Origin of the sequence: Pontibacter arcticus (genome assembly GCF_003284895.1) — a bacterium.
In the GTDB taxonomy this organism is placed as follows: Bacteria; Bacteroidota; Bacteroidia; order Cytophagales; family Hymenobacteraceae; genus Pontibacter; species Pontibacter arcticus.
This window is the reverse complement of the sequence record NZ_QMDV01000002.1, coordinates 750,714-774,410: the sequence shown is the minus strand read 5'-3', so window position 1 is coordinate 774,410 and position 23,697 is coordinate 750,714. Positions and strand designations below refer to the sequence as shown.

Annotated in this window: 21 protein-coding genes; 12 read left to right on the top strand and 9 right to left on the bottom strand. The window is 45.8% G+C overall.

The window, feature by feature from the left end; all coding sequences use genetic code 11:
• Window positions 1-81: 81 nt before the first annotated feature.
• From ispG to DP923_RS08525, 5 genes are all read left to right on the top strand, one after another.
• Window positions 82-2,055, top strand: coding sequence for a (E)-4-hydroxy-3-methylbut-2-enyl-diphosphate synthase (gene ispG, locus DP923_RS08540; RefSeq protein WP_112305402.1), 1,974 nt, complete (start codon window positions 82-84; stop codon window positions 2,053-2,055).
• A 90-nt stretch (window positions 2,056-2,145) separates the two neighbouring features.
• Complete coding sequence (locus tag DP923_RS08535) at window positions 2,146-3,201, top strand: acyltransferase (protein ID WP_112305401.1); 1,056 nt, start codon at window positions 2,146-2,148, stop codon at window positions 3,199-3,201.
• A 103-nt stretch (window positions 3,202-3,304) separates the two neighbouring features.
• The gene (locus tag DP923_RS16680) at window positions 3,305-3,475 is read left to right on the top strand and encodes a DUF6728 family protein (protein WP_165838167.1); all 171 of its coding nucleotides are present in this window, start codon (window positions 3,305-3,307) and stop codon (window positions 3,473-3,475) included.
• Between the two features lie 5 nt (window positions 3,476-3,480).
• A complete protein-coding gene (locus DP923_RS08530; protein WP_112305400.1) occupies window positions 3,481-3,831 on the top strand; it encodes an MmcQ/YjbR family DNA-binding protein in 351 nt (116 codons plus the stop codon).
• A gap of 278 nt (window positions 3,832-4,109) precedes the next feature.
• Entirely contained in the window at window positions 4,110-4,610 is a 501-nt protein-coding gene (locus DP923_RS08525) for a MarR family winged helix-turn-helix transcriptional regulator (protein ID WP_112305399.1), read from the top strand.
• Window positions 4,611-4,949: 339 nt separating this feature from the next.
• Here DP923_RS08525 and leuS read toward each other — a convergent pair whose 3' ends face one another.
• Window positions 4,950-7,718 carry a leucine--tRNA ligase gene (gene leuS, locus DP923_RS08520; protein ID WP_112305398.1) on the bottom strand — a complete coding sequence of 923 codons (2,769 nt, stop codon included), beginning with the start codon at window positions 7,716-7,718 and terminating at the stop codon, window positions 4,950-4,952.
• 180 nt (window positions 7,719-7,898) lie between these two features.
• Between leuS and DP923_RS08515 the strand changes: the two genes are divergently transcribed.
• Complete coding sequence (locus tag DP923_RS08515; RefSeq protein ID WP_112305397.1) at window positions 7,899-8,558, top strand: DsbA family protein; 660 nt, start codon at window positions 7,899-7,901, stop codon at window positions 8,556-8,558.
• 1 nt (window position 8,559) lies between these two features.
• Here the strand turns inward: DP923_RS08515 and DP923_RS08510 are convergent, their stop codons facing one another.
• Window positions 8,560-9,294, bottom strand: coding sequence for a spheroidene monooxygenase (locus tag DP923_RS08510; RefSeq protein ID WP_165838166.1), 735 nt, complete (start codon window positions 9,292-9,294; stop codon window positions 8,560-8,562).
• A 110-nt stretch (window positions 9,295-9,404) separates the two neighbouring features.
• Entirely contained in the window at window positions 9,405-9,905 is a 501-nt protein-coding gene (locus DP923_RS08505) for a pyridoxamine 5'-phosphate oxidase family protein (RefSeq protein WP_112305396.1), read from the bottom strand.
• 144 nt (window positions 9,906-10,049) lie between these two features.
• On the opposite strand from DP923_RS08505, the gene DP923_RS08500 reads away from it, so the two are divergent.
• Window positions 10,050-10,637 carry an acyl carrier protein phosphodiesterase gene (locus DP923_RS08500; RefSeq protein ID WP_112305395.1) on the top strand — a complete coding sequence of 196 codons (588 nt, stop codon included), beginning with the start codon at window positions 10,050-10,052 and terminating at the stop codon, window positions 10,635-10,637.
• Between the two features lie 156 nt (window positions 10,638-10,793).
• On the opposite strand, the gene DP923_RS08495 is transcribed toward DP923_RS08500, so the two are convergent.
• From DP923_RS08495 to DP923_RS08485, 3 genes are all read right to left on the bottom strand, one after another.
• On the bottom strand, window positions 10,794-11,306 hold the full coding sequence (locus DP923_RS08495) for an FKBP-type peptidyl-prolyl cis-trans isomerase (protein ID WP_112305394.1): 513 nt from the start codon (window positions 11,304-11,306) through the stop codon (window positions 10,794-10,796).
• Window positions 11,307-11,422: 116 nt separating this feature from the next.
• A complete protein-coding gene (locus DP923_RS08490; RefSeq protein WP_112305638.1) occupies window positions 11,423-13,360 on the bottom strand; it encodes an AAA domain-containing protein in 1,938 nt (645 codons plus the stop codon).
• Between the two features lie 152 nt (window positions 13,361-13,512).
• The gene (locus DP923_RS08485) at window positions 13,513-14,127 is read right to left on the bottom strand and encodes a hypothetical protein (RefSeq protein ID WP_239020975.1); all 615 of its coding nucleotides are present in this window, start codon (window positions 14,125-14,127) and stop codon (window positions 13,513-13,515) included.
• A 195-nt stretch (window positions 14,128-14,322) separates the two neighbouring features.
• Between DP923_RS08485 and DP923_RS08480 the strand changes: the two genes are divergently transcribed.
• Window positions 14,323-15,117, top strand: coding sequence for a thymidylate synthase (locus DP923_RS08480; RefSeq protein ID WP_112305392.1), 795 nt, complete (start codon window positions 14,323-14,325; stop codon window positions 15,115-15,117).
• A gap of 31 nt (window positions 15,118-15,148) precedes the next feature.
• The gene (gene pncA / locus DP923_RS08475) at window positions 15,149-15,778 is read left to right on the top strand and encodes a bifunctional nicotinamidase/pyrazinamidase (protein WP_112305391.1); all 630 of its coding nucleotides are present in this window, start codon (window positions 15,149-15,151) and stop codon (window positions 15,776-15,778) included.
• Between the two features lie 10 nt (window positions 15,779-15,788).
• On the opposite strand, the gene DP923_RS08470 is transcribed toward pncA, so the two are convergent.
• From DP923_RS08470 to DP923_RS08460, 3 genes are all read right to left on the bottom strand, one after another.
• Window positions 15,789-16,607 carry an aminotransferase class IV gene (locus DP923_RS08470; protein ID WP_112305390.1) on the bottom strand — a complete coding sequence of 273 codons (819 nt, stop codon included), beginning with the start codon at window positions 16,605-16,607 and terminating at the stop codon, window positions 15,789-15,791.
• 69 nt (window positions 16,608-16,676) lie between these two features.
• Window positions 16,677-17,798 (bottom strand): DNA-processing protein DprA, encoded by a 1,122-nt coding sequence (dprA, locus tag DP923_RS08465; RefSeq protein ID WP_112305389.1) that lies wholly within the window; start codon window positions 17,796-17,798, stop codon window positions 16,677-16,679.
• A gap of 20 nt (window positions 17,799-17,818) precedes the next feature.
• On the bottom strand, window positions 17,819-18,166 hold the full coding sequence (locus DP923_RS08460) for a MerR family transcriptional regulator (protein WP_112305388.1): 348 nt from the start codon (window positions 18,164-18,166) through the stop codon (window positions 17,819-17,821).
• 200 nt (window positions 18,167-18,366) lie between these two features.
• Between DP923_RS08460 and alaS the strand changes: the two genes are divergently transcribed.
• The 3 genes from alaS to DP923_RS08445 are packed head-to-tail and all read left to right on the top strand — an operon-like array spanning window position 18,367 to window position 23,642.
• Window positions 18,367-21,003 (top strand): alanine--tRNA ligase, encoded by a 2,637-nt coding sequence (alaS, locus tag DP923_RS08455; protein WP_112305387.1) that lies wholly within the window; start codon window positions 18,367-18,369, stop codon window positions 21,001-21,003.
• Window positions 21,004-21,062: 59 nt separating this feature from the next.
• Window positions 21,063-22,520 (top strand): Asp-tRNA(Asn)/Glu-tRNA(Gln) amidotransferase subunit GatB, encoded by a 1,458-nt coding sequence (gatB, locus tag DP923_RS08450; protein WP_112305386.1) that lies wholly within the window; start codon window positions 21,063-21,065, stop codon window positions 22,518-22,520.
• 9 nt (window positions 22,521-22,529) lie between these two features.
• Window positions 22,530-23,642 carry a TlpA disulfide reductase family protein gene (locus tag DP923_RS08445; RefSeq protein ID WP_112305385.1) on the top strand — a complete coding sequence of 371 codons (1,113 nt, stop codon included), beginning with the start codon at window positions 22,530-22,532 and terminating at the stop codon, window positions 23,640-23,642.
• Window positions 23,643-23,697 lie beyond the last annotated feature (55 nt).

Below are 23,697 nucleotides of genomic sequence, written 5' to 3'. Positions count from 1 at the left end.
ACTGTTATTTTTACGAAGTTTTCCTTTGAACAAAGCCACTTATACTTTAGTTAGAGGAGCGAGCAGAAGCCACTTATACATATGAACAAATCTTATTGCCCGAGCCTAACCGCCTATAAACGCCGCGAAACTGTAGTTGTAACTATTGGTGATGTACCAATGGGCGGAAATAACCCGATCCGGGTGCAGTCCATGACGACAGTGGATACCATGGATACGATAGGCTCAGTGGAGCAATGTATCCGCATGATTGAGGCCGGTTGCGAGTATATCCGGATTACGGCACCAAGTATAAAAGAAGCCGAAAACCTGCGTAACATTAAAGACGAACTCCTAAAGCGCGGTTATAATGTGCCGTTGGTAGCTGATATTCACTTTACACCGAACGCAGCCGAAGTAGCTGCCCGCATTGTAGAAAAAGTGCGCGTGAATCCGGGCAATTACGCCGATAAGAAAAAATTTGAAGTTATAGAGTACAACGATGTTACCTACCAAGCCGAGCTGGACCGTATTAAAAAACGCTTCGTTCCGCTTGTAAGGATCTGTAAAGAGTACGGCACTGCCATGCGCATCGGTACCAACCACGGTTCGTTATCGGATAGAATTCTGAGCCGCTACGGCGATACACCGTTGGGCATGGTAGAAAGTGCGCTCGAGTTTTTACGTATCTGCGAAGCCGAAAATTACTATAACATCGTTATTTCGATGAAAGCTTCTAACACGCAGGTAATGGTGCAGGCCTACCGTTTGCTGGTTCAGAAATTGGAAGAAGAAGGACTAAAGCCATACCCGCTGCACCTGGGTGTAACCGAAGCCGGCGAAGCAGAAGATGGCCGCATCAAATCGGCGGTTGGAATTGGTACCTTGCTGGAAGATGGTCTGGGTGATACGGTACGTGTTTCCTTAACCGAAGCCCCAGAGGCCGAAGCGCCCGTGGCCAAAGCGTTGATCGATCGTTATACAAATCGCGCAGAGAAAGCTTTTGAAATTGAGCCGGTTTATACTTTACCGATCGATCCGTTTAAATACCATCGCCGTGATACAATGGAGATCGCCAATTTTGGTGCGTTGAATGTACCTCGCGTGGTGGCTGACCTTAGCCGCTTAACCGATGTAAAGTATGCTGACCTGAAGTGCGTGGGCCATCTGTATTCCATGCTGCTCGATAAATTTAACATGAACGACCTGGGAGCCGATTACATTTACACAGGCGCTAACCCCATCTCGTTTATGCTGCCGAACGGCCTGAAGGAAATCGTGAATTACGTACCCTGGCAACTAAACGAGCAGCAGGAAAACCGACACCCGTTACTGACAGCTGCACAATATCTACAGGCAACTCAACTTCATGCTACGCTTAATTTAGTAGAAACCAACCTTCAGGATATCACACCTGATTTTGTAGCGCGTGTTAAAGCAGACCAAACGGTTGTTTTATTGCTTCAGACGGACAATGAACATGCTATGCCAGAGCTTAGAAGGGCTTTCTTTAAGTTGATTGAAAACGGCGTTCAGAACCCATGCATCATTAAACGTGCATACGGCGCGCTCACTTCAGATGAGATACAATTATATGCATCTACTGATGTAGGCGGGTTGTTAATTGATGGCCTGGGAGATGGCATTATGCTGGGCACCGAACTTCTACCTGAACTCGAAAAAGGAGCGTGGCTGGCAACGATTGATCAACTGAATAAACTGAGTTTTGGTATTTTGCAGGCTGCCCGCACGCGCATGAGCAAAACCGAATATATCAGTTGCCCAAGCTGCGGCCGTACTTTATTCGATTTGCAGGAAACAACTGCCATGATCCGGAAACGCACTGACCACCTCAAAGGCGTTAAAATCGGGATTATGGGCTGCATCGTAAACGGCCCCGGCGAAATGGCTGATGCAGATTATGGCTACGTAGGTGTTGGCGTAAACAAAATTGCCTTATATCGCGGCCAGACCGTTATCAAAAAGGCCGTACCCGCCGACCGTGCCGTAGACGAACTCATTGACCTGATCCGTGAAGATGATAAGTGGATAGAGCCGATTCAACTGGAAGAATAAATCTTTGGTTTAATGGCATTAAAGCTTTTAACAGTTGCAGATTGCATTTATACTTGTAACCTTAGATAAGCAAGTATAAAGGGCTAGTGGATGTCAGTATCAGAAAGTATAATTTCGGGAGAGGGCAAGATCAGGAAGGATGCTAACGTCGTATGGGCGGATAACCTCCGGGCACTTGCGACAGTTTCCGTGATTTTACTTCATGTCGGGGCGGGTATTCTGAGTAAATATGGCCAGGTTCCGGGTATGATCTGGATCACGGGTAATTTTTACGATTCGCTGGTACGTGCCTGTGTACCCATTTTTGTCATGCTCTCCGGCGCTTTTCTTTTAACCAGGGATATACCTTCTATTCAGGCTTTTGTTCATAAAAGATTAACCCGCATCCTCATTCCGTTTTTGCTTTGGAGCTTTCTCTACATTTTCCTGTATAACGAGCTAAGTGAGATCAATCTAAGGCTGATCGCGAAAAACCTGTGGCAGGGGAGTTCCTTTCATTTCTGGTATGTGTACATGCTCATCGGGTTATACTTTTTTATTCCCATCATTCTAAAATGGGTGAGGCATAGCATGCAAAACGAAATTCTATACTTTCTGTTTATTTGGTTGGTAGCTCTTCTTTTTGTGCCGCTGGTTGATACAAAATTCAAAATGCCCTTAGACCTGACGTATTTTTCAGGGTTTCTGGGGTACTTAATTCTGGGATATTATCTGTCTACTTTTAAACTGAAGGGCTCTCCATTGGTACTGGCAACTGGCCTTTTTGTGACCGGTTTTCTGCTTACGTTTTTGGGCACGCACTACCTGACCCGCTGGATGGGATATTTTACAGGCCATCTTTATGATTACCTCACAGTGAATGTTGCCTTGATGGCCGCCGGGATTTTTATCTTCTACAGAAACTTTCCTTTCAGTTCAACTTCCTTATTCAGTAAAACAGGTGGGTTTCTGGCTAAGTATAGTTATGGCATTTACCTGGTTCATATACTGGTACTGGATAAAATTTTGCAGCCGTTTAACATTAACTATATGTTTGTGCATCCGGTTATCGGTATACCGGTCACTGCGTTGGCCTGTACGGTTATTTCTGCCTTGCTTATCTATCTGCTTACCAAACTGCCTTTTATCGGGCGTTATGTAAATTAATACCGCACAGGCAAATCTATTCTATCTTTAATTTGTTAACTAGAAGCATCTTGCAAATTTTTTAATACCTTTAATTATTGCTTCATCTCACATATAAATACCTATGAAAGAGAAAGGATTGTTTGATTTCACGGAAGTAGCTACCTACTTTTTCAGAAAAAAAGACCCTAACAGAAAAACGAACTTTAATTTGCGTACCATGCATGTGATCAATAGAATCTCGATACTGATGTTTCTGGCGGGGATTTTATACTTTGTGGTGAATCATATTTAGCGGGGATGAACATCGAAGATTTCAGGGAATATTGCCTGGCAAAGCCCGGAGCAACTGAATGCCTGCCTTTTGATGAAGATACGCTTGTATTTAAGGTATGCGGCAAGATGTTTACGCTTTGCAGTTTAGCCGATTTCGAAAAAGGCATCTCCCTGAAATGCGATCCGGAAAAAGCCATTGAGCTGCGTGAACAATACGATCAGGTAACACCCGGATACCACATGAGTAAAATTCATTGGAACACGGTTTTGCCTGAGGCCGGTTTGCCAGACCGGCTGCTGCGCCAATGGATTGATGATTCTTATAACCTGGTGTTTTCCAAGCTGACAAAAAAAGAAAAATTATTACTTAATTAGTAAAGCCACATTAAACAAAAAGCCACTCTGACCGGAGTGGCTTTTTGTTTAAATGGATAATTTATTTTTAGGTTTGGCACAGATAATTTCAACTATTCTTTTCGGGCTGCTTGCTAAACATTTGTTTAGACAGATAAAGGTTTGAACACTAATATTTGAAAAAAATGACCTGAAATTTGCAAAAAAGCTTTTTTTATCGACAAAAGTTAGATTTCTATCTATGAAATGTGTTTTATAATGGTTATAATTAGACTCGCAACCTCACCTAAAACAACATTATGATCTTAGAGAACGAAATTGGACTCAGTTCTTTTCGTAACGAAAGGCAAAAAGCAAGTATCAGTATTTTGTATACCTATGGCTTTTTAGCAAATTGTTATGAACAGTTTTACAAAATGCATGGAATGACCAACCAGCAGTATAATGCCCTTCGGATTTTGCGCGACCAATACCCGAAACCGGTTTCCACATCTTTCCTGCGCGAGAAAATGCTGGATAAAATGTCGGACGCATCACGGCTGGTTAGCAGGCTGAGCGCCAAAGGGCTTGTGGTAGTTACGCAGAACCCAACTGACAAGCGCCTTGTTAATATCCTGATCTCTGAAACAGGGCACCAACTCATCAGCGACATCGACAGCGATTTGTATAAGTTGGATGACCTGATGAATGGAATTACAGAAGAAGAAGCTGTGCAGTTAACCTCGCTGCTTTACAAAGTCAGAAACAGTTTAAAATCAACCTATGATAATACAGTTACTGAAGAACAAGTACACGCCTAATACCTACCGAAACTAATCTAGTGAGAAGTGATGCCATACCCGTTATGCGCATCACTTTTTTTTATAATTATACTTTTGAATTTGCGCTGATTTATACTTGGCCAAGAACAAATCTATACTTTAGAAGTAGAAGCTGTTCAGCGTTTTTAATTACAGCGCCTTAACGCGCCGTTGTTGGTGTTTTCACCGACAACTATACTTCCACCAACAGGAACTTGCTGGTGAAAACACACAGCAAGGGCCGCGGATTTTAATTTGTTAAAGAATTCTAAACAGCTTCATATAAAAAAGCCGCACCCAAAACTTGGGAGCGGCTTTTTTAGTGAAATATAATAGTTTCTACGCAACAACGTTAATGATCTTGCCTGGCACAATAATGAATTTCTTCGGCGCTTTGCCTTCCAGGAATCTGATGACCTGTTCATCTGCCAATACGGCTTTTTCCATGTCCTCGCGCGGTGCATCCAACGCGAAAGAAAGCTTGGTACGTACTTTCCCGTTGATGGAAACCGGGTACTCAAACGTGCTTTCAACTAAATAAGCTTCGTTCCATTGCGGGAAAACAGCATTGCTTATACTTTCCGTATAACCCAGTTTCTCCCAGATCTCTTCGGTGATGTGCGGTGCGTAAGGTGCTAAAATAATCGTTAACGGCTCCAGAATAGCGCCCTTGTTCGTTTTAAACTGCGTCAGCTCGTTTACACAGATCATGAAAGTTGAAACCGATGTGTTGAACGAGAAACGCTCAATATCTTCTTCCACTTTACGGATGGTTTTGTGCAGCACCTTAAGCTCTTCATCTGTTGGTTTAGCATCAGAAACTGCGAAGTTGCCCTCGTTATCATGGAACAGCTTCCAGTATTTTTTCAGAAACTTGCTTACGCCGTCGATGCCATTGGTGTTCCAGGGTTTGAACTGCTCTAACGGGCCCAAAAACATTTCGTACATGCGCAACGTGTCGGCGCCTTGTTTAGCTACAATGTCGTCCGGGTTTACGACGTTATACTTCGATTTCGACATTTTCTCGATCTCAACGCCGCAAACATACTTGCCGTCTTCCAGAATAAATTCGGCATCCGCGTTTTCCGGTCGCCAGTTTTTAAAGGCTTCCAGATCAAGGATATCGTTCTCTACAATATTTACATCCACATGCAGCTGCGTGGTATCATACTGATCTCTCAAACCAAAAGATACATACGTATTGGAGTCTTTCAGGCGGTACACAAAGTTAGATCGTCCTTGGATCATACCTTGATTGATCAGCTTTTTGAACGGCTCATGTTCCGGCACCAGGCCCAGATCAAACATAAACTTGTTCCAGAAGCGGGAGTAGAGCAGGTGACCCGTAGCATGCTCAGAACCACCAATATATAAATCTACATTGCGCCAGTATTTGATAATATCATCGTCGGCGAAAGCGGCATCGTTCTGAGGGTCCATGTAGCGGTACCAGTACCAGCTGCTGCCAGCCCAACCCGGCATGGTGCTTAGTTCATATTCGTGCTGGCCGTTATACTTCCAATCCACGGCGCGGCCCAGTGGCGGCTCTCCGGTTTCGGTTGGCAAGTACGCATCAATTTTTGGTAACTCCAGCGGTAATTTACTTTCCTGTATCAGTTGTGGAATATCGTTCTCGAAGTATACCGGAACCGGCTCGCCCCAATAACGCTGTCTGCTGAACACGGCATCGCGCATACGATACTGCACACGGCCTTTACCTACGCCCAATTCTTCAGCTTTGGCAATACCTGCTTTGATCGCATCTTTCACACTTAACCCATTCAGGAATTCAGAGTTGATGATACGGCCTTCTTTGGCTGCATAGGCTTCTACTTCGAGGTTTCCTCCGGCTACTACTTCTTTTATAGGCAGATTAAAGTGCTTGGCAAAAGCATAATCGCGGGTATCGTGGCCCGGAACGGCCATTACAGCGCCGGTACCGTAACCTGCCAGCACATAATCCGCAATCCAGATCTGTACTTTTTCCTGTGAGATCGGGTTGATGGCATAAGCGCCGGTAAACACGCCGGTAACAGTTTTTACATCCGTCATGCGGTCGCGCTCCGAACGGTTTTTAGCTACCTGCACATAGGCATTTACTTCGTCCAGTTGGTCCGATGTTGTAATTTGTTCTACCAGTTCATGCTCTGGGGCCAGCACTACAAACGAAGCACCATAGATCGTATCGATGCGGGTTGTGAATACTTTTATTTTTTCTTCTGAAGCTTCTACAGCAAAGTCCAGCTCGGCACCAACCGATTTTCCGATCCAGTTGCGTTGCATGTCTTTGATCGGTTCCGGCCAGTCGATTTCTTCGAGGCCTTGCAGTAAACGCTCAGCATAAGCGGTGATGCGCATCATCCACTGGCGCATTTTTTTACGCTCTACCGGGTATCCGCCACGTTCCGAAACACCGCCTACCACTTCATCGTTCGCCAGTACAGTTCCCAGGGCAGGGCACCAGTTCACAACTGCATCAGCTACATACGTTAATCTATACTTTAGCAAAAGCACTGATTTTTCCTGCTCGCTCATTTCCTTCCACTCATCCGAAGTAAAAGTTGGCGTATCCTCATCCATGGCAGCAAAAACACCCGAGTTACCGTTTGTTTCAAATTCCTGCACCAGGTTCTCGATTGGTTCGGCTTTGCCCGAAGTATAATTGTAATAGCTATTGAACAGCTTCATGAAGATCCACTGCGTCCATTTGTAATAGCCCGGGTCTGAGGTGCGCACTTCGCGTTCCCAGTCAAAAGAGAAGCCGATGTTTTTGAGCTGCTCTACGTAACGGGTAATGTTTTCTTCGGTGGTGATGGCAGGGTGCTGGCCGGTCTGGATGGCATATTGTTCAGCAGGAAGACCAAAGGCATCAAATCCCATAGGGTGTAACACATTAAAACCTTTCAGGCGCTTGTAACGGCTCACAATATCAGAGGCAATATAACCGAGCGGGTGACCTACGTGCAAACCGGCACCAGACGGATACGGGAACATATCCAGGGCGTAATATTTTGGTTTATCGCTGGGGGCAGTGGCTTTAAACGTCTGGTTTTGCTCCCAGTAGTGTTGCCATTTTTTCTCGATCTGGTTGAAATTATACTCTGACATAGTTTTTACGCTGTTCGCTTGTTCTAACTTAAACCGCTAAGATAATTGTTAATTATTGGATTGTTAAATTGATGATTAGCTAAATGGCTATTTGTGCGCTCAAATTACAATCTGCCATCAAACAATTTAGCAATTCAACAATCAATAGTAACTTTGCCCCTCAAACGATTTAAACAAAGTATGGAAACTTACGATTTGCTGGATGTGCCGCACCTGATCTATGTAATGGACCCGATGTGCTCGTGGTGTTATGGATTTGCCCCGGTTATAAAGCAGTTAAAAGCAGAACAAGGCGATAAAATCAAGTTTAAAATGGTGATCGGCGGGTTGCGCCCCGGCACCACCGAACCTATGAGTTCTGATATGAAAGCCGCTACCAGGCAACATTGGGAACAGGTACAAGCCGCCGCTAGCCAGCCGTTTGATTATACTTTTTTTGAGCGCGAAAACTTTGTATATGATACCGAACCTGCCTGCCGGGCTGTGCTTACCATGCGTTACCTGAAACCGGAAGTCGAACTGGACATGGCTGAAGCGATACAGGAAGCGTTTTATGCCAAAAACAACGACGTTACTAACCCCGAAGTGCTGGCAAGTATAGCGTTTAAATTTGGTATAGAAGAAGAGACTTTTCTGGAGAAATTTAATTCGGATTTACTTAAAGAGAAAACGCAGCAGGATTTTGTGATTGCGCGCCATTTGCAGGCAACCGCTTTCCCGAGTTTATACTTACTGAACGGCCACCATGTAAATTTACTGAGCCGTGGTTACCGCATGTACGATGCCATGCACCTGTTACTACAGAACGCGCTTCGTAACCTCCCTAATCCGCAATCTTAGATCAGCTAATTCCTGTATTTATTTCGGCCAACGGGTTTGTATTGTTCCATAAACCAGAGCTGGTAAGCGGCACAAAGCGGGCAAAAAGCTCTTCTTTGTACCACTTTTCGGAGCGGGTGCGGCGCATAACTTCCTGGTGTTTCTGGTTTTTGTAGGCATACTTTTTCATAACTTCCTCAGATTCCCAGACGCTGAAAGTGGCTTGCCTGATGAGCGGCAGCTCGCCTAAACCGATAGAGCAGATTAATCCTTCGGCTTCGTCGAGGGCCTGGCTGGCCTGCGGTACAAATTTCCAGAAGGAGGGAAGCGCGCGCCAGTTTATACTTGCCCGCGTTAAAACCGCTATCGGTCCGGAAGTATACTTTTCAGTTAAAACAGGTGCGAAGGGTGCTTGCTGGTCCCAGAGTCCATGCGATTGCAGCGGGTTTAATTTCACGGTCCATACTTCATCGGAGTGCTTGTGGTATTCCTGCATCAACCCGGAAAGTTCCAGAAACTGATCGGCTGCTTCTTCACTTTCCCAGGTACAAAGCAACCCGTACCGCCTGAAGTTAGGTTTTATACTGAAGCCTTTGCCGTGGCCGGTGCCCAGTAATTTAAAGAATAACAACCCGGGTACTTTTTTCAGGTGCGGGCCGGAAGTGCCCATTTGTGCCAGACCCCAGCGCTGGTGCCCGCTTTTAATGCCAAATAAGGTAAGGGTTGTCAGGCGGGCTGGGGGTGTAGTGGTTTGCACGTTGCGCAGTTAAGTTTTAGATAAACGAAAGTATAAAGTATCCGGAAAACAAAAACACCTGCCAGCTTAAAAAGTTTTGGCAGGTGTTCTCTTGCTGAAGGTTTATACTTTTAGAGATTGATCTTTTTGTTTTCGCCCGGGTCAGCGCGCTCGCCGGTTAAAGCTGCCTTCACGATGCCGTATAAATGCACCACCGCGCTGTTCGGCGAATCCCAGTATTCGGCCTTTTCGATGGTCACTTTTATCAAGCCTACATTCGGGTCTTCTTTGCCTTCCGGAAACCACGCTTTCATGGCCGGGTTCCAGAGTTCATCAATCTTTGCTCTGTCTTTGCTTAACGTTGCCTTGCCTGATACCGATACATACAAGTTATCTGATGGTTTGGAGTAGCTTAAGTTTACATGCGCATCATGGCGTAACTCATGCGATTTAGCCGACTCATACCCTGTAAAGAACCACAGAACGCCGTTATCTTTTGTTTGCATGGTACGCATCGGGCGGCTTCTCAGGCAGCCGTCATCGTCCATAGTGGTCATCATGGCGATGTCTATATCTTTGATTTTATCAATTAATTTATCTAGATTCTCTTGTGTATTCTGATCGTTATTCATAGCATTAGTTTTGGTTTCTGACTTAGATTACGGTGCAGGTGTACGTAGGGTTTATACTTGGCTGATCGCTTTTTTGCGCATCGAATTTTGGTAAAACATTATCTTCTGCTTTCGGTTTATACTTGCTAACCTAACCCCAACTGCTTGAACTACCTGGCCCATACTTTTTTATCCGGAAACGATGATGAACTGCTTATTGGTAATTTTATTGCTGATGGCGTACGCGGAAAACAGGCGCAGGCATTTAGCCCTGGCATTATCAATGGCATTGCGCTGCACCGCGCCATCGATGCCTTTACCGATACGCACCCCGTAGTAGCCGAAACAAAAAACCGACTCCGCACCAAGTATAAAAAGTATGCACCCGTTATAGCGGATATGTATTACGATCATTTTCTGGCGAGCCGCTTTGAGCTGTATGCCGATGTGCCGCTGGAGATTTATACTTCGGAAGTATACAAGCTTATCACTTCGTACCAGGCTATTTTGCCGGCGCGTGTGCAGCACCTTTTTGCGCACATGAAACAGCACAACTGGCTGTTAAGTTACGCCCAATTGAGCGGCATCGGGCAGGCGCTGACTGGTATGAGCCAACGCACCACCTTTAATTCCGGGATGGAAACAGCGGTGTATGAACTACAGGAAAACTATGCCTTGTACGAGCAGGAATTCGCGCTTTTTTTCCCGGAACTGGTTACTTATTCGGAAGCTTTCCGGAAGACGCTGCTTTAATTTATACTTTAATCTCTTCGTGTTTGCTGGTGAAAACACTCAGCAGGGGCGGGTAAATCGAGTTTTAGATCAATTAAAAATTTTATCTTTTAAGATAAGCTACAAACAAAAAGAGCAGCCCGAAAGCTGCTCTTTTAAAGTATAAAATAGTTAATATTAATGGTGATGGCCGCCTTCGCCATGTACGTGGCCGTGGTCCAGTTCTTCCTGTGATGCATCGCGAACGCTTACAACTTTGCCTTTGAAGTGAAGCTCTTTGCCGGCAAGCGGGTGGTTGAAATCCATCACAACGGCGTTTTCTTTTACTTCGGCTACACGGCCTTGTAACTGGTTGCCTTCGCTGTCGCTCATCGGAATAAAGTTACCTTCTTCGAGCATATTTTCAGGCACGCTGCCTTCTACTTCAAAAACGCTTTTAGGCAACTCTACCACAGCATCCTGATCAAAATCGCCGTAGCCGCCTTCTGCATCCAGTTTAAAGTCGAAATCATCGCCTGTGTTTTTTCCATCCAGGTGTTCTTCGAACTGCTCAGGCAAGCCGCTTAACCCGTAAATAAATACCATCGGTTGCTCTTCGCTGGCTACCTCAACTAACGTTGATTCTCCTTGTTCGTTTTGTATTCTGAGCTCATATGTGAGCGTAACTACTTTGTTCTTTTCGATTTTCATGCGGTGTATTTTTGATTAAGAAACGGAAAGTTAAGGAATAATGATACAGATAAAGTAAATCAGTTCTCTAAAACCTTGACCAGCCTTGCTTCAATTTTATGAATTTATACTTGTTTTTAGTCGCTTTCAGTTAATTCCCAGGCGCTGCGGTAGGCATTTATACTTTCCACGTAATTCAGGAACGAAGCGTAAAACTCATGCTGACTTAATGTAGCACTATCGCCTACCACAATCAGTTTTTTGCGGGCACGCGTCATGGCTACGTTCATGCGGCGCTGGTCTCCCAGGAAACCGATTTCGCCCTGGTCGTTGCTGCGCACCATACTGATGCAGATAATGTCGCGCTCCTGCCCCTGGAAACTGTCTACGGTGCCGATGGTAAGATGTCGTTTTTGGCGCAGCTCGTTTAGCAAAGGCGTATGTTCCACTTTATCCTGTAAATAATTGATCTGGGCACGATACGGCGCAATCACACCAATCTTCAGGTGTTCTTCCATTTCAGTTGGCTCGTAACTTTTCAGGAGGTTTACCAGGTGCGAAACCAACAGATCAGCTTCTTCGGGGTTGGCAGAGCTCTGGCTTTCGGGACGCACAGCTTCGTTAAAACCACAACCGGCGGTATCAATAAACTCCACAGCCAAGCCAGCTGCAAAAACCGGGTTAAAGGTATGCAGATCCGAGCTATGTACACTTTCGTGCGCCATCAGCTCGCCGCCATAAAACTGCTGGTTCGAGAACTCCATGATATGGTGGTGCATCCGGTACTGGGTTTTCAGCATGACCGCGACTTTCGGTTGCCGCTCAATGCATTTTTCAAACAAGGTTTTGCCAAGTCCGCCTTTTTCCGCCTCAAAAGATTTAACAGTAGGAGGCAGCTGGAAATGGTCGCCGGCCAGCACTACGCGTTTCGTTCTGGAAATCGGAATCCAGCAGGCGGGTTCCAGTGCTTGTGCCGCTTCATCAATAAAAACGGTATCATACTCTAAGTGGCGAATGGCTTTGTTGGCCGCACCAACCAGCGTGCACGTTATCACCTGCACATGGTTCAGCAGATCTTCCGTGATATAATCTTCTACGCGGTCGGCTTCTTCCAGCATGCGGTGGCTTTCGGCTTTAAACATTTGCCGTTGCATGCGTTCTTCGTGTCCGAATTTGCGCTTGAACTGCGAAGCCATGCGTTTATACTCCTGGGCCGATTTACGGTACTCTTTCAGGTTTTTGTACGAACGGTGCGACATGATCTGCGCATCCAGCGTGTGCTCGAGCAACACATCTGATACCCGCGACGGATTCCCGATCCGGATCACATTGACGCCTTCGTTTGCCAGTTTCTCCGTCAGTAAATCCACAGCCGTATTAGATGGAGCCGTAACCAAAAGGCGTTTCTGACTTTCCAGTGTTTTAAGAATGGCTTGTACCAGCGTGGTTGTTTTGCCAGTGCCCGGAGGACCATGAATGATGGCTACATCTTTTGCCTGCACAATTTTACGCACAGCCTCGTTCTGAGAATCGTTCAGTGCCGGAATGTCAGCCACGGCATCTTCCGTAAAAGTAGCAGGTGCAGCACCAAGCAATATATCACGAAGTTCGGCTAAGCGGGAGTTGTTGGCTTCCATCACTTTTTTCAGGCCGATTTCCATCTCACGGTAGCTCATCTCATCAAAGGTGAGATCGATGCCGAGGCGGCCTTCGTAGATCCAGTCCGGAATGTCTTCTTTGTTTGTAGCCAGCTGAATTCTGTTGCGGCTCAGGCCCACAATCACACCACTCAGGTTCTGACGCTCGCCATTATTACTGAAAATGGCAGCTGTTTTACCAGTCTGGAAAAGGTGGAGCTGGTCGTGGTCGCGGGTGCGTTCCACTTCAATTACTACTTTGCTGCCAAAACCTATTTCTTCTTTAATTACCGATACCGGGTACCAGCAAAAGCCCATTTCCTTGCGCTCGGCGATGGTGCTTTTCAGGCTTTTGATTTTGTATTGCTGGCGGTCTTCTTCCTGCTCAATTTTAAGCAGTTCCTGTACCAGCTTTAATTCATCTAAAAGTTCGCTCATGTGTATCAAAAAAGGGCTGGATACGAAAACCAGCCCTTTCATTTTTTTTATTAGCTGTTAAAACCTTACTCTAAGGTAAGCAAAGTATAAAAAAAATTATGTCTAAATAACTTCGGAATACCAGACTAAACTTTAATCTAAAGTATAAAATGTCAGGCTTTTTTCTTTTTTGACTTAGCGCCAGCCTTTTGTAAACGTACTTGCAGGAACACAGCATAAAGCAAAAGTATAAATGCGCCCACAGCCAGTATAGCTATTACTTTATCTTTGCCGTAACGCAATTCGTTTGCTGCATCCAACTGGTCCTGAAGGTCTTTCAGGCTGCGGTCGTGCTTTTTCTGATTGCTTTGCAGCGTTCTGATCTGGCTCTGGTAATCAGCAATCTGAGCACTGATGTTGCTTTCGTCGCCAAGTATGATCTTGCCATTGCGCTGGTTCTCTACCGTACTTTCGGCAATTTTACGGATGCTGGCTTCTTTTACGGCTGCAATTAAATCAGAATCGGTATTGATGATTTTCTTCAGCGTTTCGATAATGGCCAGCAGGTCATTTTTCGATTTTTTCCCCCAGAAGTTGCTGTTCTGCTGGTTATAAAACTGGTATTCCAAAACAAGTTGCTCGCGCTCGTTCATCAGCCTGTTCAGTTTTTCATCGGCCGGCGACGGCGTGGTTTTCTGGGCTGTTTCAGGCTGTGCCGTTGTTGTTTGGGCCTGTGCACCAAACACGGAAAGGCAGAAAAAGGCGAGCAGGATTAGCTTATGCATCATTATACTTCTAAATTTTTATCTCATTTAACTCACAAATATAACCTTTGATTTTCAGGTTTAAGTGATTTAGGAGTAGAATTAACGTTTAACTGCACCAAAGTATACTTTAAAATGAATGGCGTTTAATTTATTAAAAGATAAGTCGTAAGTTGAAATTCAATTTCTAAATTTGAAATTCAAAAGCGATCTCACTCCATGAAAGCATACCTGGATTTAATGCAGCACATCCTCGACAACGGGGCAAAAAAGGAAGACAGAACCGGAACAGGCACCCTGAGTGTGTTTGGTTACCAGATGCGTTTTAACCTGGCCGATGGTTTTCCGTTGGTTACCACCAAAAAAGTGCACCTTAAATCCATCATCCATGAGTTGCTCTGGTTCCTGAAAGGCGATACGAACATTGCGTACTTAAAGGAAAATGGCGTTTCGATCTGGGATGAGTGGGCGGACGAGAACGGCGACCTTGGCCCGGTTTACGGCTCGCAGTGGCGCAGCTGGCCAACACCCGACGGCCGCCACATCGATCAGATCACGCAAGTTGTAAATCAGCTTAAAAACAATCCGGACTCCCGTAGAATTATTGTTAGCGCCTGGAACGTAGCGGAGATCGAAAACATGAAACTGCCGCCTTGCCACGCTTTTTACCAGTTTTATGTAGCCGACGGCAAACTTTCTTGTCAATTGTACCAGCGTTCCGCCGATGTTTTTCTGGGGGTGCCCTTTAATATTGCGTCGTATGCGTTGCTGTTGCTGATGATGGCGCAGGTTACCGGCCTGGAGCCCGGCGAATTTATCTGGACTGGCGGCGACACGCACCTGTACACCAACCACCTGGATCAAGCCAGGTTGCAATTAACCCGCGAACCACGCCCATTACCCACCATGAAACTGAACCCGGAGGTAAAAAGCATTTTCGATTTCAAATTTGAGGATTTTGAGCTCGTAGATTATAACCCGCACCCGGGCATTAAAGCAGTGGTGGCTATATAACAAATAGGCTGGTATCAAGTATAAGCTACACATGAGAGCATTTTTACTGATCGATATACAGAATGATTTTTTGCCCGGTGGGTCGTTGGCTGTGCCTGATGGCGATAAGGTTATTCCGCTGGTAAACCAGTTGCAACCAGGTTTTGATCTGGTAGTAGCTACGCAGGACTGGCACCCGCAGAACCATAAAAGCTTCGCATCCAACCATACTAACAAGAATGCTTTTGATGTAATTGATCTGAACGGGATACAACAGGTGCTTTGGCCGGACCATTGTGTGCAGAATACGCCCGGAGCGGACTTATCGGAGGAGTTGCAAACAGAACTGATTCGCACCATTATCCGGAAAGGGACCAACCCGGAGATTGACAGTTACAGCGGCTTTTACGACAACGGCCATCTGCAAACTACTGGTTTAGCAGATTTTTTGCGCGAACACGAAGTGCAGGAAATATACATTGCTGGTCTTGCCGGAGATTATTGCGTTTACTTTACGGCCATTGATGCACTGGAGGCTGGTTTTAATACTTACCTGATCGAGGATGCCTGCCGCCCGCTAAGCCCGGAAAACTTTGAGCTCGCCAAACAAGAGATCATTGCTAAAGGAGGAAAAATTATCCAAAGCCAGGATATTATAACCACCACGCCTACAAAAGTATAAACCTATACGTTTAAAGCTGCCATTCCTCCTGAATAGCACCGATTAACTCATGCATACCGGCAAACTGGTACTCGTTTATTTCTTTGATAAACCGGATGCCGGTTACGTTAGTAGCAAATACAGCTTCAGCAGTAATCAAGTTTTCTAAGTTTGCCTGTACCTGATGCACATTTATATTTTTAGCGGCACACCAGCGCAAAATATTCCGGCGAAGTATGCCATTGATGCAGCCTGTCTGTAAGTCCGGTGTATACAGCTCCTTGTCTTTGATCCAGAAAATGTTCGAGGAGATCAGTTCCGAAACAAAACCATCCCGACTTAGCACCAGCATATCGTCATATCCTCGCTTTTTTTTCTCCAGCCCTGCCAAAACGTAGACCAGCGAATTAGGTCCTTTAAAATGAGAGAAGAAAGTATAGCTAGTAAAAACCGCTTCGCAAATGCCAACTTTAAGTGGCGTTTGTGCTGATGAAGTTATTGGCGTAACAGTTAAAAGCCAGTCTGCATGGTTGGTTTCGGGAGTGTATAAACCGGAGCCGCTACGCCATACTTTCAGTTTGATGCGCCCATGATTAAACGCTATATTTTGCTGAGCCAGATCAAGTATAGCGGTGCCGTTTAAAATATGAAATAAACTTTCCGGGAGCGCTAGTTGCAGAGTTTTAGCGGCATCGTGCAGGCGTTGCAGGTGGTCAGGCCAAAACCTGATCTGCCCATCTTTTATAATTGCCGTTTCAAAAAAGCCGTCGTTAAACTGGAAAGCCCTGTTGCTTAAAGAGAGTTGTACTTCATCATCGTTCAGGAGCTGGCCATTGTAAAGGAGTTTCATAAACTAAGGTCAGGGTTTATACTTTGTAAAAGTATAGATTCGCTTCCAAATGAAAATATAAATTTAACCTCAACGCACCAGCACAAACTTTTTGCCGGGCAACTGCCGGATCACGCCTCTGAACTCAAGGCCAAGCAGGAGCGAAGCCAATTGGCTAACCGGAATCTGAGTTTTCCAGCTCAGGTTATCCATCAGTTCTTCTTTTGATTGTTGTAGCAGCTGCAGGATTTTCAGTTCTTCTTCAGTAAAATCTTCAGAAGTATAAGCGATTAGTTTTTGTTTTTTTGCGAGCTGTTCATCTTCCAGGTCCCAGTTCAGTAGTTCTACCAGGTCTTGAATCGAAGTATAAGCCGCCGCTTTCAGGGATTTGATAAGGTAATTGGTGCCTTTCGAAACAGGTGAGGTGATGTTGCCGGGCACAGCCATGACTTCTTTGTCATAACTATGGGCAATGTCGGCGGTAATGAGGGTGCCACTTTTAAGCGCCGCTTCTATAACCAGCGTGCAATCAGACATGCCGGCAATAATGCGGTTACGGGCCGGAAAACGGGGTGCATCAGGCTTGGTACCAAAACTGTTTTCAGTCAGAATGCCGCCTTGCGTCAGCATCCGTTCGGCATACTTGCGGTGCACAGCCGGGTAGATATTGTCGGGTCCGTTGGCCATAACGCCGATAGTTGGTAAACCCGCCTGTAGTGCCGCACGGTGCGCCACCACATCCACGCCATAGGCCAGTCCGCTTACAATCAGTACATTATAAGGTGTCAGCTCCTCAATAATGCGTTCTGTGACCGCCTGGCCGTAACTGGAAATTTGCCTGGTGCCTACTATACTGATGATGCGCCGTTGGTTCAGATTGCCATTGCCTCTGAAGTATAAAAGGACCGGTGCATCCGCAATCTGTTTTAGCCGGTCGGGGTAGTGGGGCGAAGTATAAAAAAGTAGCTGTACGTTTTGTTCTGCCGCTTTTTTTACAATGACTTCGGCCTCCCGGAGTGCAGCTTTCGCATTTTCCTGAATATTTTTAACGGTTATACTTCCGAACCCGGGAATTTTAAGAAGCTTACCCGGCGGAGCATGAAAAACAGCTTTTGGAGAGCCACAGTAACTAACCAGCAGCCGCGTAAGTTGCGCGCCGATTCCGGGCAGTTTGGTCAGGGCTACTTCGTACAGGTTCTGCTCTTCCGTCATAAGCAAGGCTTACGCAGGTTTTAGGCTTTGGTGTTCAGTTGCTGCTTTATACCTACCAGAAACGCGCGTACTTTCTCTAAAGACTGGATCATCTCCATTTTGTCTTTTGTCTGCACAGGCTTGTTCTTAAGCATTTCGCGGGCACCTTGTATGGTATAGCCGCGCTCTTTTACCAAATGGTATACTGTGCGTAGTATTTCAATATCTTTCGGCGTAAACTGGCGGTTGCCTTTCTTGCTTTTACGTGGGCGAAGCTGCTCAAATTCTGTTTCCCAAAAGCGGATTAGTGAGGGTGCTACCTCAAACATGGCAGCTACTTCACCAATGCTGTAATACTGTTTTTCTATTTCTTTGTCTTTATAAGGCATACTTTTCTAGTTAACATGAATCAGAAAGTGCGCTTATTTTAGCCAGATGCACTATATTCCGGCTAAAAAATGCTAATTTGCACGCACGTAACGCTACTGGTTGTGCTGCAAAAGTATATTTCTGAAAGGCAAAAATTCGTTATTTTTTGTTCTTAAACAACAAGTACAGCATTTAGTATCTAAAGGCTTAATAATCATACATGAACTCAGCTGAAATTAGACAACAGTTCCTGGATTTCTTCGCTTCCAAGCAACATCAGGTAGTGCCTTCCGCCCCTTTGGTTGTTAAAGATGACCCTACCTTGATGTTTATCAATTCGGGCATGGCACCTTTTAAAGATTATTTTCTGGGCAATAAACCAGCGCCTTATAAGCGTGTGGCTGATACCCAGAAATGCCTGCGCGTAAGCGGCAAGCACAACGACCTGGAAGAAGTAGGCTATGATACCTATCACCACACCATGTTCGAAATGCTGGGCAACTGGTCGTTTGGCGATTACTTCAAGAAAGAAGCGCTGGCCTGGTCGTGGGAACTGCTGACGGAAGTATACAAATTGCCAAAGGACAGGCTGTATGTTTCTGTTTTCCAGGGGGATGAGTCTGAGAACCTGCCGATGGACCAGGAGGCCTTTGATATCTGGAAAGGTATGATCTCAGAAGACCGTATCTTGATGGGTAACAAAAAGGATAATTTCTGGGAGATGGGCGATACCGGTCCATGTGGTCCTTGCTCTGAGATACATGTTGACCTTAGAACGGATGAAGAACGCGCCGCTGTGGATGGCAAAAGCCTCGTGAACAACGACCACCCGCAGGTAGTGGAGATTTGGAACAACGTATTCATGGAATTTAACCGTCTGGCGGATAGCTCGCTGGTGAAACTGCCTGCGCAGCACGTAGATACAGGCATGGGCTTCGAGCGTTTGTGCATGGCCATTCAGGGCAAGCGTTCCAACTATGATACCGATGTTTTCCAGCCGCTGATCCAGTTTATTGCCAAAGAAGCCGGCGTAACTTATGGCGAACACGAAAAGGTAGACATCGCTATCCGCGTGATGGCCGACCATATCCGCGCCATTGCCTTTGCTATTACCGACGGACAGTTGCCTTCCAATAACAAAGCCGGGTATGTAATCCGTCGAATCCTGCGCCGTGCAGTGCGTTACAGCTTTACGTTCCTTAACTTCAAGAAACCATTCTTATACAAGTTAGCTGAAGTTCTCGCTGATCAGATGGCAAACGTATTCCCGGAACTGAAGCAGCAGCTTGGTTTTGTGCAGCGCGTGATCGAAGAAGAAGAAAATGCTTTCCTACGTACATTGGAGAATGGACTGAAAAGACTGGATGCGCTGGAAGCTAAATTCAAAGAAAACAACAATACCATTGACGGCAAAACTGCTTTCGAACTCTACGATACGTTTGGTTTCCCGCTGGATTTAACGGCGCTTATTGCCCGCGAAAAAGGCCTGGCTGTAGATGAAGCCGGTTTTGGCGTGGAGATGGAACAACAGAAAAACCGCTCACGCAACGCATCTGCTTCCGAGCAAACCGACTGGGTAATTGTGCAGCCGGATATTGTGAACGAGTTTATTGGTTACGACAGCGACGCTTCCGATTCTCATGTTGTGCGTTACCGCCAGGTGAAAACCAAAGCGAAAAGCGAGTACCATATTATTTTGGATAAAACCCCGTTCTATGCCGAAAGCGGCGGACAGGTGGGCGATACCGGTTACCTTATTTCCGATTCGGAGCAGATCGAGGTAATTGATACCAAAAAAGAGAACGATCTTATACTTCATATCACTACCAAACTTCCTCAGAATTTAGAGGCTGGTTTCAGAAGCGAGATCGATAAAGCACGTCGTGATTTTATTCGTAAAAACCACTCAGCTACACACTTACTGCACTCCGCTTTAAGAAAAGTATTAGGCGACCATGTACAGCAGCGCGGCTCTTTGGTAAATGAAAAAATCCTGCGTTTCGACTTCTCACACTTTGCTAAAGTTACAGACGAGCAACTGCGTGAAGTAGAACAAATTGTGAACGAACGCATCCGCCAGGCTATCCCGTTAGGCGAAAGCCGCAACGTACCGATTGCCGAGGCCAAAGAAATGGGAGCTACTGCCTTGTTCGGCGAAAAGTATGGCGAGTTTGTTCGCGTGATTACCTTCGATAAAGAGTACTCGGTGGAGCTTTGCGGCGGCACGCACGTGTTCAACACAGGCCATATCGGTTACTTCAAAATCGTAGCAGAAAGCTCGGTAGCAGCAGGTGTACGCCGTATCGAAGCAGTAACAGCACAAGCTGCCGATGATTTTATGCAGCAGCAGGTAAACGAGTTAAATGCCGTGCGAGAAGTTTTAAACACGCAAAGCAATGTATCTGGAGCTGTTCAAAAACTACAGGATGATAATAAGCTGCTACAAAAGCAACTGGAGCAATTCGAACTGAAACAAGTAAATAGCCTGAAAGATACCCTGGCGCAACGTGTACAGCAACTGAACGGCATTAACCTAATCGCTGAAAAGGTTGAGGTAAGCAACGCCGATTATCTGAAAAAACTGGCCTTCGATCTTCGTCAGGTAGTAGATAATCTGGTACTGGTGCTGGCTGCCGAAATTGAAGGGAAACCACAAATTGCGGTCATGCTTTCGGATAACCTGGTTTCAGATAAAAAGCTGAATGCGAACCAATTGGTACGCGAACTGGCAAAAGAGATTCAAGGCGGCGGCGGCGGACAACCGTTCTATGCCACAGCAGGGGGGAAAAATGTAGCCGGCTTGCAGGCTGTACCTGCCAAAGCAGTGGAATTAGTAAAATCAATTATCAACGGATAATCAGAAAGTATAGCCTCCCTAAGTATATTTTTTAACTGGGATTTATACTACGATATAAGATGGATAAAAGCATTAGAGACAAATACCAGGCAATTATCGGCCTGGAAGTGCACGCACAGTTGTTAACCGAAAGCAAAGCCTATTCTTCGGATTCGACGGAGTATGGCATGTTGCCGAACACCAACCTGAGTGTAATTACCTTGGGCCATCCGGGCACGTTGCCGCGCGTGAACAAAACGGTAGTGGAAATGGCGATCAAGATGGGCCTTGCAACTAACTGCGAAATCACGAAGCATAACATTTACGCCCGTAAAAACTATTTCTATCCCGATCTTCCGAAGGGTTACCAGATCACGCAGGATAAAACGCCGATCTGTACCAAAGGCCACATCATGGTAAAAGATGCGGAAGGCAACGAGAAGCAGATCGGAATTACGCGCATCCACATGGAAGAAGATGCCGGTAAATCGATGCACTTACCCGGTGAGATCGAAACGCTGGTAGATTTTAACCGTGCCGGTGTAGCCCTGATCGAGATTGTATCGGAGCCGGATATCCGTGATTCGGTGGAAGCCTATAATTACCTGTCGCAGATAAAGCAGCTGGTGATGTACCTGGGCATTTGCGATGGTAACATGGAAGAAGGCTCGCTGCGTTGCGATGCCAATATTTCGGTGATGCTGAAAGATGCGAAAGTATGGGGCACAAAAGTGGAGGTGAAGAACATGAACTCCTTCCGTAACGTGCAGCGCGCTATAGAGCACGAAATCGAGCGTCAGATCATGGAACTTGAGAACGGAAATGTGATTGATTCTGAAACGCGAAACTTTGATGCAAATACGGGTACGACAACCGCCATGCGTTCCAAAGAAACCCTGAACGATTACCGCTATTTCCCGGAGCCGGATTTGCCGCCGTTGGTTATTGAGCAGGAGTGGCTCGAAAACATCAGAAAAGAAATGCCTGCTTTGCCACAGGAACTTTATAAGCGTTTTGTAAACGAATTCGGCTTGCCGGAGTACGATGCTGCGGTTTTAACAGATGCTAAAGAGATCGCTTTATACTTTGATGAAGTATGTAAGGAGACAAAAAACTATAAAGCTGCCTCTAACTGGGTAATGGGTCCTGTAAAATCCTACCTGAACGAGCTGCAGTTGCACATGCACGATTTCCCGCTGGCACCTGAACAAATCGCACAGATCATCGCGTTGGTAGATGAAAATAAGGTAAGCCACTCGGTGGCAGCCAAGCAGATTTTCCCATACTTACTGGAGCATCCAACTAAAACAGCTCAGGAAGTAGCCGAAGAACAAAACCTATTACAGCAATCTGATTCGGGTGAGTTGGCACAGCTTGTGCAGGAAGTTTTAGCTGGAAATCCGGCTAAGGTAGCGGAGTATAAAGCCGGTAAACAATCCTTAGTTGGTATGTTTATGGGCGAGATCATGAAAAAAACAGGGGGCAAAGCAGATCCGAAGTTAACAAACCAGTTGCTGCGCGATGCCCTTAACGCTTAATTTAAGATCATGAAGTATAATAATCTAGTTTTAGCCTTTGCAGCCACCGGTATACTGGCCGGTTGTCAGGGAAATAAGTCCACATCCGCGAACGGCGATGGCTATATCATACAAGGTAAATTGCAGAACCAGACCGAAGGCAAAGTATACCTGCACGAATTGGGCGAGCAACAACTGGTAGCCCGCGACACCGCAGAAATTGGCAAAGATGGCAGCTTTAAGTTTGAAGGAACTGTAACGGAGCCAACGCTTTATCGTGTTTCTACAGATGAGCGCAACGGCGTAATGCTGGTACTTGAAAATGGCACGATCAGATTTCAGGCAGATGCAAAAGACATGAATGGCACTGCTAAGATCGAAGGCTCCGAAGAATCTATCCTGTTTCAGGAACTGAATAAGCTCGTGAACGAATCGCAACTGAAGCAATCGCAGTTGGAGCAACAGTTTAATCAGGCGATGTCGGAGGGTAAAACGGCCGAAGCAGAAGTAGCCAGAGCAGAATATATGAATATACAGAAAGGCGTGAAAAAATTCATCGCTTCCCATCCTGGTTCTGTAGTATCTGCTTTCGGTACGGCTACTTTGATCGATCCGGTTAACGATTTTGCTTTTGCCGATAGCATGGCAACTTTGTTCAAGGAAAAAATGCCGGAATCGAAGTATACCAAAATGTTAACCAACCGACTGGCACCTTACAGCAGCACAGCTATTGGCGCTACAGCACCGGATATTAACCTGCCATCGCCGGACGGATCAAACAAAACGCTTTCTTCCCTGAAGGGCAAGTATGTGCTGATCGATTTCTGGGCGAGTTGGTGCGGACCGTGCCGCAAAGAGAACCCGAACGTGGTGCGCATGTACAATGCGTATAAAGGCAAAGGCTTCGAGATTTACGGTGTTTCTCTGGATCAATCGAAAGAAAAATGGCTGGGAGCTATCGAAAAAGACGGTCTTACCTGGCAACAGGTTTCGGATCTGAAAGGATGGGAAAGTGCTGCTGCGAGTTTGTACAATGTAACAGCTATTCCGCAAACAATTCTGCTGGACCCGAACGGTAAAATAATTGCAAAAAACCTGCGCGGCGAAGAGCTGGAAGCAAAACTGGCTTCGCTATTGAAGTAAAAACTGAGTTTAAAGTATAAAAAGAAAGCCTGTGCATTTTTTGCACAGGCTTTCT

Coding starts and splice junctions, on each gene's coding strand:
- DP923_RS08490 (WP_112305638.1), bottom strand. CDS start 13,360: ATGAGCGAACTTTTAGATGAATTAAAGCTGGTACAGGAACTGCTTAAA.
- DP923_RS08515 (WP_112305397.1), top strand. CDS start 7,899: ATGGAAACTTACGATTTGCTGGATGTGCCGCACCTGATCTATGTAATG.
- leuS (WP_112305398.1), bottom strand. CDS start 7,718: ATGTCAGAGTATAATTTCAACCAGATCGAGAAAAAATGGCAACACTAC.
- DP923_RS08525 (WP_112305399.1), top strand. CDS start 4,110: ATGATCTTAGAGAACGAAATTGGACTCAGTTCTTTTCGTAACGAAAGG.
- gatB (WP_112305386.1), top strand. CDS start 21,063: ATGGATAAAAGCATTAGAGACAAATACCAGGCAATTATCGGCCTGGAA.
- alaS (WP_112305387.1), top strand. CDS start 18,367: ATGAACTCAGCTGAAATTAGACAACAGTTCCTGGATTTCTTCGCTTCC.
- DP923_RS16680 (WP_165838167.1), top strand. CDS start 3,305: ATGAAAGAGAAAGGATTGTTTGATTTCACGGAAGTAGCTACCTACTTT.
- DP923_RS08505 (WP_112305396.1), bottom strand. CDS start 9,905: ATGAATAACGATCAGAATACACAAGAGAATCTAGATAAATTAATTGAT.
- DP923_RS08445 (WP_112305385.1), top strand. CDS start 22,530: ATGAAGTATAATAATCTAGTTTTAGCCTTTGCAGCCACCGGTATACTG.
- pncA (WP_112305391.1), top strand. CDS start 15,149: ATGAGAGCATTTTTACTGATCGATATACAGAATGATTTTTTGCCCGGT.
- DP923_RS08480 (WP_112305392.1), top strand. CDS start 14,323: ATGAAAGCATACCTGGATTTAATGCAGCACATCCTCGACAACGGGGCA.
- dprA (WP_112305389.1), bottom strand. CDS start 17,798: ATGACGGAAGAGCAGAACCTGTACGAAGTAGCCCTGACCAAACTGCCC.
- ispG (WP_112305402.1), top strand. CDS start 82: ATGAACAAATCTTATTGCCCGAGCCTAACCGCCTATAAACGCCGCGAA.
- DP923_RS08485 (WP_239020975.1), bottom strand. CDS start 14,127: ATGATGCATAAGCTAATCCTGCTCGCCTTTTTCTGCCTTTCCGTGTTT.
- DP923_RS08495 (WP_112305394.1), bottom strand. CDS start 11,306: ATGAAAATCGAAAAGAACAAAGTAGTTACGCTCACATATGAGCTCAGA.
- DP923_RS08460 (WP_112305388.1), bottom strand. CDS start 18,166: ATGCCTTATAAAGACAAAGAAATAGAAAAACAGTATTACAGCATTGGT.
- DP923_RS08470 (WP_112305390.1), bottom strand. CDS start 16,607: ATGAAACTCCTTTACAATGGCCAGCTCCTGAACGATGATGAAGTACAA.
- DP923_RS08530 (WP_112305400.1), top strand. CDS start 3,481: ATGAACATCGAAGATTTCAGGGAATATTGCCTGGCAAAGCCCGGAGCA.
- DP923_RS08535 (WP_112305401.1), top strand. CDS start 2,146: ATGTCAGTATCAGAAAGTATAATTTCGGGAGAGGGCAAGATCAGGAAG.